At 72.9% G+C, this 16,571-nt stretch carries 14 protein-coding genes; 9 read left to right on the forward strand and 5 right to left on the reverse strand.

The genetic code is table 11. The features are described 5' to 3' along the window. From G5C62_RS18835 to G5C62_RS18865, 7 genes are all read left to right on the forward strand, one after another. Positions 1-1,042, forward strand: a 1,042-nt coding sequence (locus tag G5C62_RS18835; protein WP_346774132.1) for a sugar ABC transporter permease, incomplete at its 5' end; no start/stop codon positions are given. A 9-nt stretch (positions 1,043-1,051) separates the two neighbouring features. After that, positions 1,052-1,963 carry a carbohydrate ABC transporter permease gene (locus tag G5C62_RS18840; RefSeq protein ID WP_164702232.1) on the forward strand — a complete coding sequence of 304 codons (912 nt, stop codon included), beginning with the start codon at positions 1,052-1,054 and terminating at the stop codon, positions 1,961-1,963. A gap of 52 nt (positions 1,964-2,015) precedes the next feature. Then, positions 2,016-3,113, forward strand: a complete 1,098-nt coding sequence (gene ugpC, locus G5C62_RS18845) for an ABC transporter ATP-binding protein (protein WP_164702233.1) — start codon at positions 2,016-2,018, stop codon at positions 3,111-3,113. Between the two features lie 130 nt (positions 3,114-3,243). Beyond that, complete coding sequence (locus tag G5C62_RS18850; protein ID WP_164702234.1) at positions 3,244-4,641, forward strand: GH1 family beta-glucosidase; 1,398 nt, start codon at positions 3,244-3,246, stop codon at positions 4,639-4,641. Next, complete coding sequence (locus G5C62_RS18855) at positions 4,638-5,360, forward strand: SDR family oxidoreductase (RefSeq protein ID WP_164702235.1); 723 nt, start codon at positions 4,638-4,640, stop codon at positions 5,358-5,360. The genes G5C62_RS18850 and G5C62_RS18855 overlap by 4 nt, the downstream gene beginning before the upstream one ends. A gap of 21 nt (positions 5,361-5,381) precedes the next feature. Beyond that, positions 5,382-6,332 carry a glycoside hydrolase family 88 protein gene (locus G5C62_RS18860; RefSeq protein ID WP_164702236.1) on the forward strand — a complete coding sequence of 317 codons (951 nt, stop codon included), beginning with the start codon at positions 5,382-5,384 and terminating at the stop codon, positions 6,330-6,332. A 73-nt stretch (positions 6,333-6,405) separates the two neighbouring features. Continuing rightward, positions 6,406-7,035 (forward strand): maleylpyruvate isomerase family mycothiol-dependent enzyme, encoded by a 630-nt coding sequence (locus G5C62_RS18865; protein ID WP_036335117.1) that lies wholly within the window; start codon positions 6,406-6,408, stop codon positions 7,033-7,035. 169 nt (positions 7,036-7,204) lie between these two features. Here the strand turns inward: G5C62_RS18865 and G5C62_RS18870 are convergent, their stop codons facing one another. Beyond that, positions 7,205-8,494: a glycoside hydrolase family 6 protein gene (locus tag G5C62_RS18870; protein ID WP_206330725.1), complete on the reverse strand. Its 1,290-nt coding sequence runs from the start codon at positions 8,492-8,494 to the stop codon at positions 7,205-7,207. A 284-nt stretch (positions 8,495-8,778) separates the two neighbouring features. Between G5C62_RS18870 and G5C62_RS18875 the strand changes: the two genes are divergently transcribed. Beyond that, entirely contained in the window at positions 8,779-9,777 is a 999-nt protein-coding gene (locus G5C62_RS18875; protein ID WP_164702237.1) for a pirin family protein, read from the forward strand. Between the two features lie 9 nt (positions 9,778-9,786). Beyond that, on the forward strand, positions 9,787-10,752 hold the full coding sequence (locus tag G5C62_RS18880; RefSeq protein ID WP_164702238.1) for a pirin family protein: 966 nt from the start codon (positions 9,787-9,789) through the stop codon (positions 10,750-10,752). A gap of 45 nt (positions 10,753-10,797) precedes the next feature. Here G5C62_RS18880 and G5C62_RS18885 read toward each other — a convergent pair whose 3' ends face one another. From G5C62_RS18885 to G5C62_RS18900, 4 genes are all read right to left on the reverse strand, one after another. Then, on the reverse strand, positions 10,798-12,483 hold the full coding sequence (locus G5C62_RS18885) for an ABC transporter ATP-binding protein (protein ID WP_164702239.1): 1,686 nt from the start codon (positions 12,481-12,483) through the stop codon (positions 10,798-10,800). Further along, positions 12,480-13,676 carry an ABC transporter permease gene (locus G5C62_RS18890; RefSeq protein ID WP_164702240.1) on the reverse strand — a complete coding sequence of 399 codons (1,197 nt, stop codon included), beginning with the start codon at positions 13,674-13,676 and terminating at the stop codon, positions 12,480-12,482. Before G5C62_RS18890 ends, G5C62_RS18885 begins: the two co-directional genes overlap by 4 nt. 1 nt (position 13,677) lies before the next feature. Then, positions 13,678-14,787: an ABC transporter permease gene (locus G5C62_RS18895; protein WP_036335106.1), complete on the reverse strand. Its 1,110-nt coding sequence runs from the start codon at positions 14,785-14,787 to the stop codon at positions 13,678-13,680. An 89-nt stretch (positions 14,788-14,876) separates the two neighbouring features. Further along, the gene (locus G5C62_RS18900) at positions 14,877-16,514 is read right to left on the reverse strand and encodes an ABC transporter substrate-binding protein (protein ID WP_164702241.1); all 1,638 of its coding nucleotides are present in this window, start codon (positions 16,512-16,514) and stop codon (positions 14,877-14,879) included. Positions 16,515-16,571: the final 57 nt, after the last annotated feature.

The raw sequence follows: 16,571 nt of genomic DNA on the forward strand, positions 1-16,571 counted from the left end.
CGCCGTGGTGAACGCCTCCTGGATCTGGGTGTCGTACGGGCCGATCGGGGTGCGCTGGATGTTCGCCGCCGACTCACCGAAGATCTCCCCGGTCGGGGCGCCGCTGAAGTACTCGTTGGCCGCACCCCCGGCCCGTCCCCGCAAGCGCCGCCAGCTGACCCGCAACCGCTGGGGCTACGCCTACGTCGCACCGTTCTTCCTGGTTTTCGCGGCGTTCAGCCTCTACCCGTTCATGTACACCGCCTGGGTCTCGCTGCACGAGACCAGCCTGTCGAACATCAACGGCGGCACCTGGGTGGGCCTGGAGAACTACCGCGACCTGCTGCAGAGCGAGTTCTTCTGGAACGCCACCCGCAACACCTTCACCATCGGGATCCTGGCCACGGTGCCGCAGCTGTGCATGGCCCTGGGGCTGGCCCACCTGCTGAACTACAAGCTCCGCGGCCGCACCTTCTTCCGCACCGTGATGCTGATGCCCTACGCGACGTCCATCGCCGCGGCGACGCTGGTCTTCTCCCAGCTCTTCGGCCGCGACTACGGGCTGATCAACACCATGCTGGAAGCCGTCGGCCTGCAGGCCATCGACTGGGAGGCCGGGACGGTCAGCAGCCAGGTCGCCATCGCGGTGATCGTCACCTGGCGCTGGACCGGCTACAACGCGCTGATCTACCTGGCCGCGATGCAGTCGATCCCCGGTGAGCTCTACGAGGCCGCGGAGATCGACGGCGCGAGCAAGTGGAAGCAGTTCCTGCACGTGACGATCCCGTCGCTGCGCCCGACGATCCTGTTCACCATCGTCGTCTCGACCATCGGCGCCGTGCAGCTGTTCGGCGAGCCGCTCCTGTTCGCCGGCAACGGCACCACCTCCGGCGGCTCCTCTGGGCAGTACCAGACGCTCGGCCTGCTGATGTACCAGCAGGGCTGGAGCAACTTCCACATCGGCCAGGCAGCCACCACGGCCTGGGCAATGTTCATGATCATCCTGGTAATCGTGGGGGTCAACGCCGTCATCGGCCGCCTCCGCGCCCGGGCCGACCGGTAGGAGACCGGCATGGCGACCCTCGCTCCTCCCGTCACCGACACCGGCCGGGACACCCCGCCCGCGGCACCGGCGACCCGCCGCCGCGGCCACCGTGGCGGCAGCAAGGCCGGCAAGCCCGGCCCGGTGACCTACACGCTGCTGACCCTGGTGGCGCTGGTCTCGATCTTCCCGCTCTACTGGACCCTCGTCGCGGGTTCGCACACCAACGCCGAGATCGCCGCGACCCCGCCGCCGTTCCTGCCCAACGCCAGCCTGTTCGACAACTTCCAGGCGGCGCTGGAGCAGGCACCGATCGGCAAGGCGATCCTCAACTCGGTGCTGGTCGCCGGCAGCATCACCGTCGGCACCGTGCTCTTCTGCACACTGGCCGGGTTCGCCTTCGCCAAGCTCCAGTTCCGCGGCAAGGGCGTGCTGCTGGGCCTGGTGATCGGCACGATGATGGTGCCGACCCAGCTGGCGGTGATCCCGCTGTTCATGATGATCGCCGAGCTCCAGTGGGTGAACCAGCTGCAGGCGGTCATCCTGCCCACGCTGGTCAGCGCCTTCGGCGTCTTCTTCATGCGGCAGTACCTGATCTCCGCGCTGCCCAACGAGCTGCTGGAGGCCGGCCGGGTCGACGGCGCCTCGACGTTCCGGATCTTCTGGTCGATCGTCGTCCCGGTCGCCCGGCCGGCGATGGCCGTGCTGGCGATGCTCACGTTCCTCACCGCCTGGAACGAGTTCTTCTGGCCGCTCATCGCGCTGACCACCGCCAACCCGACGGTCCAGGTGGCGCTGGCCGGGCTGGGCTCGGGCTACGTGCCCCAGCGCTCGGTGATCATGGCCGGCACGCTGCTGGGCACCCTGCCCGTCTTGATCGTCTTCACGATCCTGGGCAAGCAGATCGTCGGCGGCATCATGCAGGGCGCGGTGAAGGGATGACCCACTGCGCGACTCCGTCCTCCCCCTTCCTCCTCCCGAGAGGTGCCTGACCATGGCCACCGTGTCCTTCCAGCAGGCCAGCCGGATCTACCCCAAGTCCGAGCGGCCTGCGGTCGACTCCCTGGACCTGGAGATCGCCGACGGCGAGTTCCTCGTCCTGGTCGGGCCCTCTGGGTGCGGCAAGTCCACGTCCCTGCGGATGCTCGCCGGACTGGAGGAGGTCGACACCGGGTCGATCGTGATCGGCGACCGGGACGTCACCGACTCCCCGCCCAAGGAGCGGGACATCGCGATGGTGTTCCAGAACTACGCCCTGTACCCGCACATGACGGTCGAGGAGAACATGGGCTTCGCGCTCAAGCTCGCGGGCCTCTCCAAGGACGAGCGGGCCACCCGGGTACGCGAGGCGGCGAAGATCCTGGACCTGGAGCCGTACCTGTCCCGCCGGCCGAAGGCGCTGTCCGGTGGCCAGCGCCAGCGCGTGGCCATGGGCCGGGCGATCGTGCGCAACCCGCAGGTCTTCCTGATGGACGAGCCGCTGTCCAACCTGGACGCCAAGCTCCGCGTGCAGACCCGCACCCAGATCGCGGCCCTGCAGCGCCGGCTGGGCACCACGACCGTCTACGTCACCCACGACCAGGTCGAGGCGATGACGATGGGCGACCGGGTCGCGGTGCTCAAGGACGGCGTCCTGCAGCAGTGCGACACCCCCGGCGTCCTCTACGACCGGCCGGCCAACGTCTTCGTCGCCGGCTTCATCGGCTCCCCGGCGATGAACCTGGTCACCGGAGACGCGGTGGACGGCGGCGTGCAGGTCGGCAGCGGGATGCTGCCGGTCCCCCGGGACCAGCTGACCCGGGCCGCGGCGAGCAACGGGAAGGTGACCGTCGGGTTCCGCCCCGAGACCGTGCGCCTGGTCGGCCCCGGTGAGGGCCTGCCGGTCCGGGTCAACGTGGTGGAGCAGCTGGGCTCGGACGCCTTCCTCTACACCTCGCTCGCCGACGCCCCCGACGATGTCCTGCACTCCGCGGACCTGGTGATCCGCACCGAGCCCCGCACCCCGGTCGCCGCCGGGCAGCAGCTCTGGCTGGGCGCGGACCGAGGTGCCCTCCACGTGTTCGACGCCCAGACTCAGCAGCGGGTCGACTGACAAAGGACCCCCTGCCCCCACCACTCGCACGCTCGCGGCGGGCCCCTGCAGGGGGGCCGCCACCTCCTCCTCCGCACGGCCTGACCTCGCCGCGCGATCCCCCCACGCCCTCGCAAGGAGCACTCCTGTCATGACCTCCACCGACGTGCGCCCGCAGACCGCTGCCGGGTTGACCTTCCCGCCGGGCTTCGTCTTCGGCGCCGCCACCGCGGCCTACCAGATCGAGGGCGCGGTCGACGTCGACGGCCGCGGGCCGTCGATCTGGGACACCTTCAGCCACACCCCCGGCAAGACCTTCCAGGGCGACACCGGCGACGTCGCCGTCGAGCACTACGTCCGCTATCCCCAGGACGTCGCGCTGATGAAGGACCTGGGCCTGGACGCCTACCGGTTCTCCGTCTCCTGGCCCCGGGTGCTCCCGGCCGGCGCCGGCGCGATCGAGCAGCGTGGCCTGGACTTCTACCGCCGGCTGGTCGACGAGCTCCTCGGGGCCGGCATCGCCCCCTGGCTGACCCTCTACCACTGGGACCTCCCGCAGGCGCTGCAGGACCAGGGCGGCTGGACCGACCGGGACACCGCGTACCGGTTCGCCGAGTACGCCGGCGTCGTCTACGACGCCCTGGGCGACCGGGTGCCGCACTGGTCGACGCTGAACGAGCCGATGTGCAGCTCGCTGCTGGGCTACATGGCCGGCCAGCACGCCCCCGGCCACCAGGACCCGGTCGAGGCCTCCCGCGCGGTGCACCACCTGCTGCTCGGGCACGGCCTGGCCACCCAGGTGATGCGCGACAAGGGCGCCGACCACCTGGGCATCACGCTGAACTTCACGCCGATGTCGCCGGCCACCGACTCCCCCGCCGACGTCGACGCCGCCCGCCGGCTCGACGGTCAGCAGAACCGGATGTTCCTGGTGCCGATCGCCACCGGGGAGTACCCGGCCGACGTCGTGGCCGACCTGGCGGACGCCGGTGCGCCGCTGCCGATCGAGGACGGCGACCTGGAGGTCATCTCCACGCCGCTGGACTGGCTGGGCGTGAACTACTACTTCGAGTCGACGGTCCGCGGGCTGAGCGAGCCCAGCGGCAAGCACCCGACCTTCATCGGCGCCGAGCACGTGCAGGACCTGGAGCCCGAGGGGCCGACCACCACGATGGGCTGGGGCATCTCCCCGGAGGCGTTCACCGCGCTGCTCACCCGGATCTCCGGGATCGCGCCCGGGCTGCCGCTGTTCATCACCGAGAACGGCTCGGCGTGGCCGGACGAGGTCTCCGCGGACGGTCAGGTGCACGACCCCGAGCGGGTCGACTACCTGCTGCGGCACCTCGCGGCGATGACCGAGGCGATCGACGCCGGTGCCGACGTCCGCGGCTACTTCGCCTGGTCGCTGCTGGACAACTACGAGTGGGCCCGAGGCTACGCGCAGCGCTTCGGGCTGGTGCACGTCGACTACGCCACCCAGGTCCGGACGCCGAAGGACAGCGCCCGCACCTACGCCGACGTCATCCGCAGCGCCAAGGACGGCGTGTGACCGACGCCTCCACCGCCGACCTCGCGGGACGCCGGGTGCTGCTCACCGGCGCCTCCCGCGGGGTCGGCGCGGCCGTCGCCCGGCGGCTGGTCGCGGCCGGTGCCGACGTGCTGGGCACGGCCCGGGACGAGCGGCGGCTGGACGAGCTCACCCGGGACCTGGCCGACGGCCCCGGCTCCTTCACCGCCGTGGTCGCCGACCTGACCGACGAGGCCACGCCGCACCGGCTGGCCGAGGCGGTCGGGCAGCGGTGGGGCGCGCTGGACGTGCTGCTGAACAACGCCGGGGTGATGCTCGCCCGCGAGGCCCGCTTCGAGGACGAGCCGGCCGGCACGCTCGAGGAGAGCCTGCTGGTCAACTGCGTCGTCCCACACCGGTTGGTGCTCGCGCTGCTGCCCGCCCTGCGCAAGGGCACCGACCCCCGGGTGGTGCACGTCAGCTCCGGGGCGGGCACCACCGAGCTCATCGGTGACTCCGGGATCGGCAGCTACCGGGTGAGCAAGTGGGCACTGAACGGGCTGGTGCTCATGCAGGCCGCGCAGCTGGCCGGGGAGGTCGCGGTCAACGCCCTGGACCCCGGCTGGGTGCGCACCGACCTGGGCGGTCAGGAGGCACCGGGCACCCCGGAGGAGAGCGCGGCGGGCGCATTGGCGCTGCTGCGCGAGCCACCGGCGGTGACCGGCCGGATCTTCAAGGACGGCGCCGAGATCGCCTTCTGAGCTCGTCGACTGGAGGAACCCGTGCTGGACGACGACGTCCGCCGTCGGGTGCTGGACTGCCTGCTGGTCTCCCAACGCCACTCCTGGGACCAGGGGCTCACGGCGGCCGTGCTCGAGGAGTCGGGCGCGGCCGCCGCGCTGCAGGCGCTGGTCGACGACGCGGTCGCCCGCCAGCTGCCCGACGGCCGGCTGGCAGAGCTGGACCCGGCCTGCGCGGTGAACGGTGCGGCGCTCGGTGAGTTCGTCGACTCCCTGGCGCACCGGCTCGGCGACCCGGCGCTGGCCGCGGCCGCCGCCCGCCAGCACGGCTGGGTGTCCTCCGGTGCGCCGCGGGCTGCGGACGGGACGCTGTTCCACCTGCTAGGCAGCCGCCAGGTGTGGGCCGACACCGTCTACATGGTCGTGCCCTTCCTGGCCTGCCGCGGCGACGGCGCCGCTGCGGTCGCCCAGCTGACCGGACACCGCAGCCGGTTGCGCGACCCGGTCAGCGGGCTGTGGGCCGCCCGCTGGGACGAGGACGCCGGGGCGTTGGCCGACCCGCGGGCCTGGGGCACCGGCAACGGCTGGGTCGCCGCCGGCGCGGCCCGTGCGGTGTGCTGGCTGCCCGGAGCCGCCGGCACCGCGGTCGCCGCGGAGGTGCGCGCCCTGCTGGACGCCGTCCTGCCGCTGCGCCGTCCCGACGGGTTGTTCGGCGATGTGCTCGACGATCCGGCGACCCCGGCGGACACCAACGTCGCCGCGATGCTCGGCTTCGCGGCGCTGACCGGGGCGGCGGAGGGCTGGCTCCCGCACCGGTTCGGGGGCGTCGGGGAGTCGCTGGTCGCCGCGGTGGTCGAGCGGGTCGACGGCCTCGGCCGGGTCACCGGCGCGAGCGCCGCGCCGCACTTCGACCGGCCCGGTCACTCCCCCGAGGCCCAGGCGTTCCTGCTGCTGGCCGACGCGGCCTGCCGGCGCTGGCGCGCCGGACGCTGAACCGGCGCTCCGGCTCCGGGGGCACGTGCGGCAGCCCCTTGCCCGGGGGCAGCGTGGCGACGACGGTCGCGCCGTGGACCGCGAACGGGTGTGGGGTCAGGTCACCGACGAGCGCAGGGCGGTGCTCGACCTGCTGGAGGAGCTGACCCCGGCCGAGTGGGACGCGCCCACGCTGTGCGCGGGGTGGCGGGTCCGGGAGCTGGTCGCCCACCTGACCATGCCGACCCGGACCGGCCCGCTCGCCGCCACGGTCGGGCTGGCGCGGGCACGGTTCGACGTCGACCGGTACTTCGCCGAGTGGGCGGTGGAGCACGGCCGGGCTCCGACGGCAGAGCTGCTGCAGCAGTGGCGCGACGTCGTCACCTCCGGCCGCCGGCCCCGGGACGGCACGCCCGGCGGGGTCCTGGTGGAGACGGTGGCCCATGCCCAGGACCTCCGGCGCCCGCTCGGGCGTCCCGCCGCCACCCCGCCGGACCGGCTCCGGACGGCGCTGGACGTCGCGGTGCGGCGCGGACGCCCCTTCCGCGGCCGGCAGCGGGCCGCCGGACTGCGGTGGGTGGGCACCGACGTCGACTGGACGTGGGGCACCCCGGGTGACCCGGAGGTGCGTGGCCACGGCGACGACCTGCTGCTCGCAATGCTCGGCCGGCCCGCCGTGCTGCGGGACCTGAGCGGGACCGGCGTCGTCCGGCTGGCCGGCTGAACGGCGGCGTCCCGGCTGCTCACCGGCGGAGGGGTGCCGCATCGGGCGCCGGCGCGGGGAGGCCGGGCACCGGGGCGCCCCGGTGGCCTGACGGGACGCGCCGGGCGGTCCGGACCGCGCCGGCCCGCGGACGGGCCGGCGCGGCAGGGTGGTCAGCCGACCGCGCGGGTCAGCGCAGCGCCGGGACGGCGAGCTGAGCCAGCTGGAGCGCCTGCTCCGGGAACCACGCCCCGGCGGCCGGGTCGGTGATCCCGCCCCACTCCGGGTCGGTCGTGCTGCCGGTGATGCCGCGGTTGCAGGAGCCGTCGGACTGCCCCGGCGTCTTGACCCACAGGTAGGCGTCGACCAGCGGGAAGGCGGGGTCCGGAGCCGCCTGGGGACGCGGACCGAGACCCCGGCCGGGCGGGTTGCACCACGTCTGCGGGTCCGGGTAAGTGCCCTCGGCCGGCGCCCAGGGGCCCTGGCCGTTGCGGCTCGTGTCGATCACCACGTGCGCGGTCGGCTCGAGGTCACCGAGCAAGGCGTCGTAGCGCTGGTTGATGCCCAGGGTGTTCGCCGCAGGGTCCGTCGCCGTGTCGCTCCACTGCTGGAAGGGGTCCAGCGCACCGCCGACGAACCCGTTGGCCGGGCCACCGTTCCAGTACTGGTTCGGGCACGGGTCGGCGTCGATGCCGTGCACGTAGGTGGCCGGGAGCACGGCCAGGCACTCGGAGATCCAGGTGCCGTACTGCGCCAGGTTGGGCGTGTACTGGTAGTTCGAGGTGTTCAGCGCCAGGCCCTGGAACTCCGCGACGCCGGCGTCCTGCAGCCGGTCGGCGATGCTGCCGACGTTGTGCCAGCCGGTGTGGCCGGCATCCAGGTAGACCAGGGCGTCGGGGTTCGCCCGCTCGATCGCCTCGCCGGCGTAGCGGATGTCGGCCAGCCGCCCGGCGTCGGTGGGCGCCGTCCCCGCCGGGTAGGTGCCCGGCGGGCAGTCGCCGGGCATGAGCGCCAGCCCGTCCGGCTCGATCACCACGACGACCTGCTGGTTCCGCATCAACCCGGCAGCGAACCCGTCGACCCAGGCGCGGTAGGCGGCGTCGTCGGCGGCCCCGCCGGCGGAGTACTGCGAGCAGTCGCGGCCGGGGACGTTGTAGACCACGAAGGTCGGCACCGACCCGGTCGCCCTGGCCAGCGCGGAGGCCTTGCGGACCTCGTGCCGCACCTGCATCGGCGTCCCGTCGGTGAACCAGATCGCCTGCGGGGTGGCGGCCTCACGGGCGATCAGCTCGGCGTCGGCGAAGCGGTCGGCCCGGGCCAGGTCGATCGTCTGCCGGACGGCACCCGGATCCGGCACCGGCGTGGTGAAGCGGGTGCCCGGGTCGAGCGGCTGGGCCTGGGTCGCCGGCGCCGGCGCCGACGGGGCGGCGGCCGCGGCCGGGGCGAGGGCCAGGTGGCCCACGGTGGCGGTCGCAGCCACCGTCAGCAGTGCCGCGCGTCCGCGGCGGAGGGAACTCGAGAACATCGTCGTCCTGTCGGTCGATGGGCCACGCGGAGCCTCGGCACCCCGCGTGAGAGCGCTCCCACAGCGGGCCAGGCCGGACCGCCGAACAGGTGTGGGAGCGGTCACACCCTCTCCCGACGACAGGCTCCTGGCAAGACCCAGCCGTTCCGGATCCGGACCCGCCTGCACGGTGGGAAGGAACAGCGGGCCACGCGACGTACAGTGGTTCTGGTTGAGCATTCAACAGAAGTGAGGCCGCCATGCCCGCCGTGACCGTCGAGGACACCACCACCCTCGCCCGGGTCCCCCTGCCCGCGCCCCGCACGGTCCGCCGCCGGGTGCGGTCGGTGACGACTGCGCCGTCCGGCTTCGAGGGCGAGGGCTTCCCGGTCCGGCGCGCGTTCGCCGGCGTCGACCTGCGTGCCCTCGACCCGTTCCTGCACATGGACCAGATGGGCGAGGTCGAGTACGCCCCCGGCGAGCCCAAGGGCACCTCGTGGCACCCGCACCGCGGCTTCGAGACCGTCACCTACCTCCTCGACGGCACCTTCGAGCACGCCGACAGCCACGGCGGCGGCGGCACGATCAGCGACGGCGACACCCAGTGGATGACCGCCGGCGGCGGCGTCCTCCACATCGAGCGGCCGCCGGAGTCGCTGGTGCTCAGCGGCGGGCTGTTCCACGGCCTGCAGCTGTGGGTGAACCTGCCCCGGGCACGGAAGTGGGTGGAGCCGCGCTACCAGGACCTGCGGGCGCGCCAGTCGGTGCTGCTGGCCAGCCCGGACGGCGGGGCGCTGCTGCGGGTGATCGCCGGCGACGTCGGCGGGCACCGCGGCCCGGGCAGCACGTACACCCCGATGGCGATGGTGCATGCGACCGTCTCCCCCGGGGCGTCCCTGGACCTGCCCTGGCGGCCGGACTTCAACGCGCTGGTCTACGTGCTCTCCGGGTCCGGCGCGGTCGGCATCGACGGCGCCCCGGTGCACACCGGGCAGCTCGCCGTCCTCGGCCCCGGCGACACGGTCACCGTGCACGGCACCCGGCCCGGCGACCGGCACGCCGAGGCGCGCACCCCCGACCTGGACGTCGTCGTCCTCGGCGGACTGCCGATCCGGGAGCCGATCGCGATGTACGGGCCGTTCGTGATGAACACCCGGCAGGAGGTGCTGGACGCGATGACCGACGCCTCCGCCGGCCGGCTCGGCACCCTCCCGGCCGCCCGGGTCGCGCACGGCGACGTGCGCGACCAGAGCGAGTAGGAAGACGCCATGAGCAACCTCGAGCCACGGCCGGCGCCGCACGAGCTCGGCGGGCGCGCTCAGGCGTCGGCCGGTCCCGCGCTGGACCTGCTGCCGGGCAAGGAGGTGCTGCTCGGCGAGGCCACGCACGTCCGCCGGCTGCTGCCCACCCTCGGCCGGCGGCTGGTGGGCGCCTGGGCCTTCGTCGACCACTACGGCCCCGACGACGTGTTCGGCTCCGACGGCATGCAGGTGCTGCCGCACCCGCACACCGGGCTGCAGACGGTCTCCTGGCTGCTGGACGGCGAGGTGCACCACCGCGACTCGCTCGGCAGCGACGTGCTGATCCGGCCGCGGGAACTGGCGCTGATGACCGCCGGGCACGCGATCGCGCACGCCGAGCAGTCGCCGGCGGTGCACCCGCGGTACCTGCACGGCGCGCAGCTGTGGGTGGCGCTGCCCGACGGCGTCCGGGACGTCGCCCCGGCCTTCGAGCACCACACCGCGCTGCCGGGCTTCGACTCCGACGGGGTCCGGGCGACCGTGCTGATGGGCGCGATGGGCGGCGCCACCTCACCGGGGACGGCGCACACCCCGCTGGTCGGCGTGGACCTGGCGCTCTCGGCCGGCGCCGACGTGGAGCTGCCGCTGGAACCGGACTTCGAGTACGCGGTGCTCACCGCCTCGGGCACCGCCGACGTCGAGGGCGTGCCGCTCACCCCCGGGGCGATGCTCTACCTGGGGTCGGGCCGGCGGACCGTGCGGCTGCGCGCGGACGACGCCGCCCAGCTGCTGCTGCTGGGCGGCGAGCCGTTCGAGGAGCGGATCGTCATGTGGTGGAACTTCGTCGGCCGCTCCGGCGAGGAGATCGCCGAGTACGCCGAGCAGTGGGCCGAGGGCGACCGGTTCGCCGACGTCCCCGGCTTCGACGGCCACCGGCTCGGCGCCCCGGCCCTGCCCCCGCTCCCCCTCAAGCCCCGCGGCCGCGTCCGCTGACGACCCGAAGGGGCCGAAGTCGCGACTTCGGCCCCTCTCGGGTCATCAGTCGGAGGCGCGGAGGGTGTTCCAGTGGGTGCGGCGGCGGGCCTGCTCGTCGGGGTCGGGCACCGGCAGCGAGGCGATCAGCCGCTGCGTGTACGGGTGCTTCGGCGCGCCCAGCACCTCGGCCCCCGTGCCCTCCTCCACCAGCAGGCCGCGGTAGAGCACCGCGATCCGGTCGGCGAGCAGGTCGACCACGGCCAGGTCGTGGCTGATGAACAGCGCGGCGAACCCGAGCTCCCGCTGCAGCTCGTCGAAGAGCTCCAGCACCCGCGCCTGCACCGACACGTCCAGCGCGGAGGTCGGCTCGTCGGCGATGAGCAGCTCCGGCTGCAGGGCCAGGCTCCGGGCCAGGCTGGCCCGCTGCCGCTGCCCACCGGAGAGCTCGTGCGGGTACCGGTCGCCGAACGCCTTCGGCAGCTGCACCGCCTCCAGCAGCTCGTCGACCCGCGGGCGGGCCGCACGCGGGTCCTTGGCGCGCTTGTGCACCACGAGCGGCTCGGCCACCGCCTCGGCGATGGTGAGCAGCGGGTTGAAGCTGGACGCCGGGTCCTGGAACACGAACCCGATCCGCTCGCGCACCGGCCGGAACGCGCGCTCCTTCATCCCGTTCATCTCGGTGCCCAGCACCGTCAGCGAGCCGTGGCTGACCTTGGTCAGGCCGGCGATCGCCCGTCCGATGGTGGTCTTCCCGCTGCCGGACTCCCCGACCAGGCCGAGCACCTCGCCCGGGCGGATGCTGAAGCTGACGCCGTCCACGGCGACGAAGTCCGGCCGGCGCATCCGGCCGGGGTAGACGATCCGCAGGTCCTTCGCCTCGACGACCGGCGCGGTCCTCTCCCAGCCGGCCGCGCGCCGGACGGCCCGCTCCCGGGTGCGCTCGACGCCCTGACCGAGCCGCGGGACGGCGGCCAGCAGCTGCTGGGTGTACGGGTCCTCCGGTGCGCTGAACAGCGTCCGGACGTCGGCCTGCTCGACGATCCGGCCCTGGTACATGACGGCGACCCGGTCGGCCAGGTCGGCGACCACGCCCATGTTGTGCGTGATCAGCACGATGGCGGCGCCGAAGTCGTCCCGGCAGCGGCGCAGCAGCTCCAGGATCTCGGCCTGCACCGTGACGTCGAGCGCCGTCGTCGGCTCGTCGGCGATGATTACGCCGGGGTCGAGCACCAGGGCCTGGGCGATGACGATCCGCTGCTTCTGCCCGCCGGAGAACTGGTGCGGGTAGTGGTCGACCCGGTGCTCGGGGTCGGGGATGCCGACCAGGCGCAGCACGTCGATCGCCTTGGCCCGGGCCTCCTTCTTGCTGTACTTCCCGTGCGCCCGCAGCCCCTCGGCGATCTGCCAACCGATCGGGTAGACCGGGTTCAGCGAGGTCGAGGGCTCCTGGAACACCATCGCGGCGTCCTGCCCGCGCACCTCGCGCAGCTGCGCGCCGGACAGCGGGACGACGTCCTGCTCAGTGGTGCCGTCCTTGCTGCTCAGCACCACCGCACCGCGCACCCGCGCGGTCTCCGGCAGCAGCCCCAGGATGCTGCGCGCGGTGACGGTCTTGCCGCTGCCGCTCTCCCCCACGATGGCCAGCACCTCACCGGCCTGGACGGCGAGGGTGACGTCCTGCACCGCGGTGACGGCGCCGGCGTCGGTGGCGAAGGAGATCTGCAGGTCCTTGATGTCGACGACGCTCATGAGCGGGTCCCTCCTCCGTCCTGGCCGGTCACGTCCGGTCCGGCCACCTGCCCGTCGGCGGGCTCGGCGCCGGTGGCGCCGGCCGAGGCCGGGTTCCCGGGCCGTCCGCCGGCCGCGGTGACCTCCAGGCCACCGACGCCCGCCGGTCCTGCGGTCAGCGCGCCACCGGGGACAGCGGCGACCTCGCCCTCCTCCGCCGGCTCCTGGTCGGCCACCCGGCGGCGGGTGCGCAGCCGGGGGTCGGCGAGGTCGTTGAGGCTCTCGCCGACCAGCGTCAGCCCGAGCACCACCAGCACGATCGCGAGGCCGGGGAACAGCGAGGTCCACCAGATCCCGCTGGTCACGTCGGACAGCGACTGCTGCAGGTCGTAGCCCCACTCGGCGGCGGCGGTCGGCTGGATGCCGAAGCCCAGGAAACCCAGGCCGGCCAGGGTGAGGATCGCCTCGGACGCGTTCAGCGTGAGGATCAGCGGCAGCGTGCGGGTGGCGTTGCGCAGCACGTGCCGGAGCATGATCCGGCGGTTGCTCGCCCCGATGACCCGGGCGGACTCGACGAAGGCCTCGGCCTTGATCCGCACCGTCTCGGCCCGGATCACCCGGAAGTACTGCGGGATGAAGACCACGGTGATGGAGATGGCGGCGGCCATGATGCCGCCCCACAGGCTGGACTGCCCCCCGCTGATGACGATCGCCACGATGATGGCCAGCAGCAGCGCCGGGAAGGCGTAGATCGCGTCGGCGATGACGACGAGCACCCGGTCCAGCCAGCCGCCGAAGTAGCCGGAGACCAGGCCCAGCAGCACGCCGGCGACGATCGACAGCAGGACGGCGACGACGATCACGTAGAGCGCCGTCCGCGAGCCCCAGATCACCCGGGACAGCACGTCGTACCCGCCCACGGTCGTGCCGAGCAGGTGGTCGCCGGACGGTGGCTGCTGGGCCCCGAACAGCCCCTCGGCGTCGCGCAGCTGGCCGTACTCGTAGGGCGCCAGCAGCGGCGCGAACAGCGCGGTGAGCAGGAAGACGCCCATCAGGACCAGCCCGGCCACGAGCATGCCGCGCTGCAGGCCGACGCTCTGCCGCAGCTGGTGGACGATCGGCAGCGAGCGCCAGGACCGGCGCCGGCGGGCCGGTGCCGTACCGGGCTCGCCGGCCGGTCCGGCCGCGGTCGGCACGGAGGTCGCCGTGGCCATGTCAGTACCTCACCCGGGGGTCGATGAGCGCGGCGATGATGTCGACGATGAAGTTGGTCACGGCCACGATGACCGCCAGCAGCACCACGATGCCCTGCACGGCCACGAAGTCGCGGGCCTGCAGGTACTCGGCGAGCTGGAAGCCCAGGCCCTTCCACTCGAACGTCGTCTCGGTGAGGACGGCGCCGACGAGCAGGATGGCGATCTGCAGGCCGATGACGGTGATGATCGGGATCAGCGCGGGGCGGTAGGCGTGCTTGCGCAGCAGCCGGGACTCCGCGACGCCCCGCGAGCGGGCGGCCTCCACGTAGCCGGTGCCCAGCGTGCCGATCACGTTGGTGCGCACCAGGCGCAGGAAGATGCCGGCGGTCAGCAGGCCCAGCGCGATGGCGGGCAGGACGGCGTGCTCCAGGACGTCGGAGATGACGTCCCAGTCGCCGGTCTGGAGCGCGTCGATCAGGTAGAAGCCGGTCGGGCTCTCCAGGAACTGCAGCTCGATCTCCGTGCCGGTGGAGGCCCGGCCGGCCACCGGCAGCCAGCCCAGCCCGGAGGCGAAGACGAGCTTGAGCAGCAGGCCGGCGAAGAAGACCGGCGTCGCGTAGCAGAGGATCGCGAAGACCCGCAGCACGGCGTCGGGGAAGCGGTCCCGGAAGTAGGCGGCCAGCATGCCCAGCGGGATGCCGACGATGAACGCCACGATCAGCGCGTAGACGGTCAGCTCGAGCGTGGCGATGCCGAAGGTGGTCAGCACCTCCAGGACCGGACGCCGGTCGCTGAGCGTGGTGCCGAAGTCGCCCTGCACCAGGTTGCCCAGGTACTCGAGGTACTGGGTCATCAGCGGCCGGTCGTACCCGGCCTCCCGGACCCGCTCGGCCAGCTGGTCGGCCGGCAGCCGCCCGCCGAGTGCGGCGGTGATCGGGTCACCGGTGGCCCGCATCAGGAAGAAGACGGTCGTGACCAGGATGAAGATGGTCGGGAAGATCAGCAGGAACCGGACCAGCAGGTAACTGCCCAGCCCCCCACTGCCCTTGCGCCGGCGCCGGGGCGCGGGGTCGGGGGCGCCGACGGGGTCGGCGGTGCTCCCGGTGGGTTCGGTCGTGGTGGTGGTCATCTCTCCCAGCCTGAGGTGGCGGCGGACATGCCGGTGCCCCGGGCGACCCGCGGACGGCGGGTCACCCGGGGCGGTCTGCTCCGGCTCGATCAGCCCTTGCTGAGGGCCCCGTAACGGAACTTGAAGGACGGGTCGAGGGTGTCCTCGGCGCCCTGCACGTCGGTCCCGGTGACGGCGACCTGGGCACCCTGCAGGTAGGGCAGCGTCGACAGGTCGTCGGCGACCTGGCCCTGGATCTGCTCGATCAGCGCCTCCCGCTCGGCCGGGTCGGTGGTGGTGGCCTGCTGCAGGATCAGGTCGTTCACCTCCGGGTCCGAGTAGTGGTTGCCCAGGAAGTTCTCCGTGAGGAAGAACGGCGTCAGGTAGTTGTCGGCGTCGGAGTAGTCCGGGAACCAGCCGAGCTGGTAGGCCGGGTAGACGTCGGCGGTGCGGTCCTCGGAGTACTGCACCCACTCGGTGGTCTGCAGGTTCACCGTGAACAGGCCGCTGGACTCCAGCTGGTCCTTGATCAGCGCGTACTCGTCACCCGAGGACGGGCCGTAGTGGTCGTTGGAGTACTGGAGGTTGAGCTCCACCGGCGTCTGCACGCCGGCCGCCTGCAGCACCTGCGCGGCCGCCTCGGCGTCCGGGGCGCCCGAGCCGTCGCCGTACTTCTCCAGCAGCGGCTCGACGGCGCCGGTGAGGCCCTCGGGCACGTAGGAGTACAGCGGGGTGTAGGTGCCCTTGTAGACCTGGTCGGCCAGCTCCTCGCGGTCGATCAGGTGCGCCGCGGCCTGCCGGACGGCCAGGGCCTTGGCCGGGTCGGCCTCGGGGGTGGTCGCGCCGTAGGGCTGGGTGTTGAAGTTGAACGTGATGTAGCGGATCTCCCCGCCCGGGCCGTCGACGACGTTGACCGAGTCGTCGCCGCGCAGGTCCTCCACGTCCGTCGCCGTCAGGCTGCGGAAGGCGACGTCGACGTTGCCCTCCTGGACGTCGAGCTTCAGGTTCGACGCGTCCGCGTAGTACCGGACGTTGACCGTCTCGGTCTCCGGCGCGCCGAGCAGGCCCTGGTAGCCCTCGAACGCCTCGTAGGAGACGAGGTTGTTCTGGTCGTAGTTGGTGATCGCGTACGGGCCGGCGAAGGCGTTGCCGTCGACGATCTCCTGGTCCGTGGTCAGCGCGTCGGCGGCGAAGACGTCCTCGTCCACGATGGGGCCGGCCGGGCTGGAGAGGATCTGCGGGAACACCTGGTCGTCGGGCGACTTCAGGTTGAACACCACGGTGGTGTCGTCGACGACCTCGGTGCTCTCGAGGTTGTAGAGCAGCGACGCCGGGCCGCTCTCGTCGTTGATCGCGACCATGCGGTCGAAGGAGAACTTCACGTCCGAGGCGGTGAGCTCGTTGCCGTTGGCGAACGTCAGCCCGTCCTTCAGCGTCACCGTGTACTCGGTGGGCGAGGTGAACTCGGCCGACTCGGCGATGTCCGGCTCGACGTCGGGGCTGCCCAGCGGGGTGTTCATCAGGAACGGGTAGACCTGGTTCATCACGGCGAACGAGCCGTTGTCGTACGAACCGGCCGGGTCGATCGTGGTGATCTTGTCGGTGGTGCCGATGATCAGCGAGTCGCCGCCACCGGAGCCGCCACCGTCCCCGTCGCCGCCGCCGCACGCCGACAGCGCCAGCGCCGTCGCCGTGATGCCCGCTGTGGCGACCAGCGCACGCCGGCCACTCCTGGACACGGAGTTCATCCGCTACCTCGTTCTCATGGGCGGCGGCCCGCGGGCGCGACGAGGCGCCACCGCAGC

This window comes from Modestobacter sp. KNN46-3 (assembly GCF_011039295.1).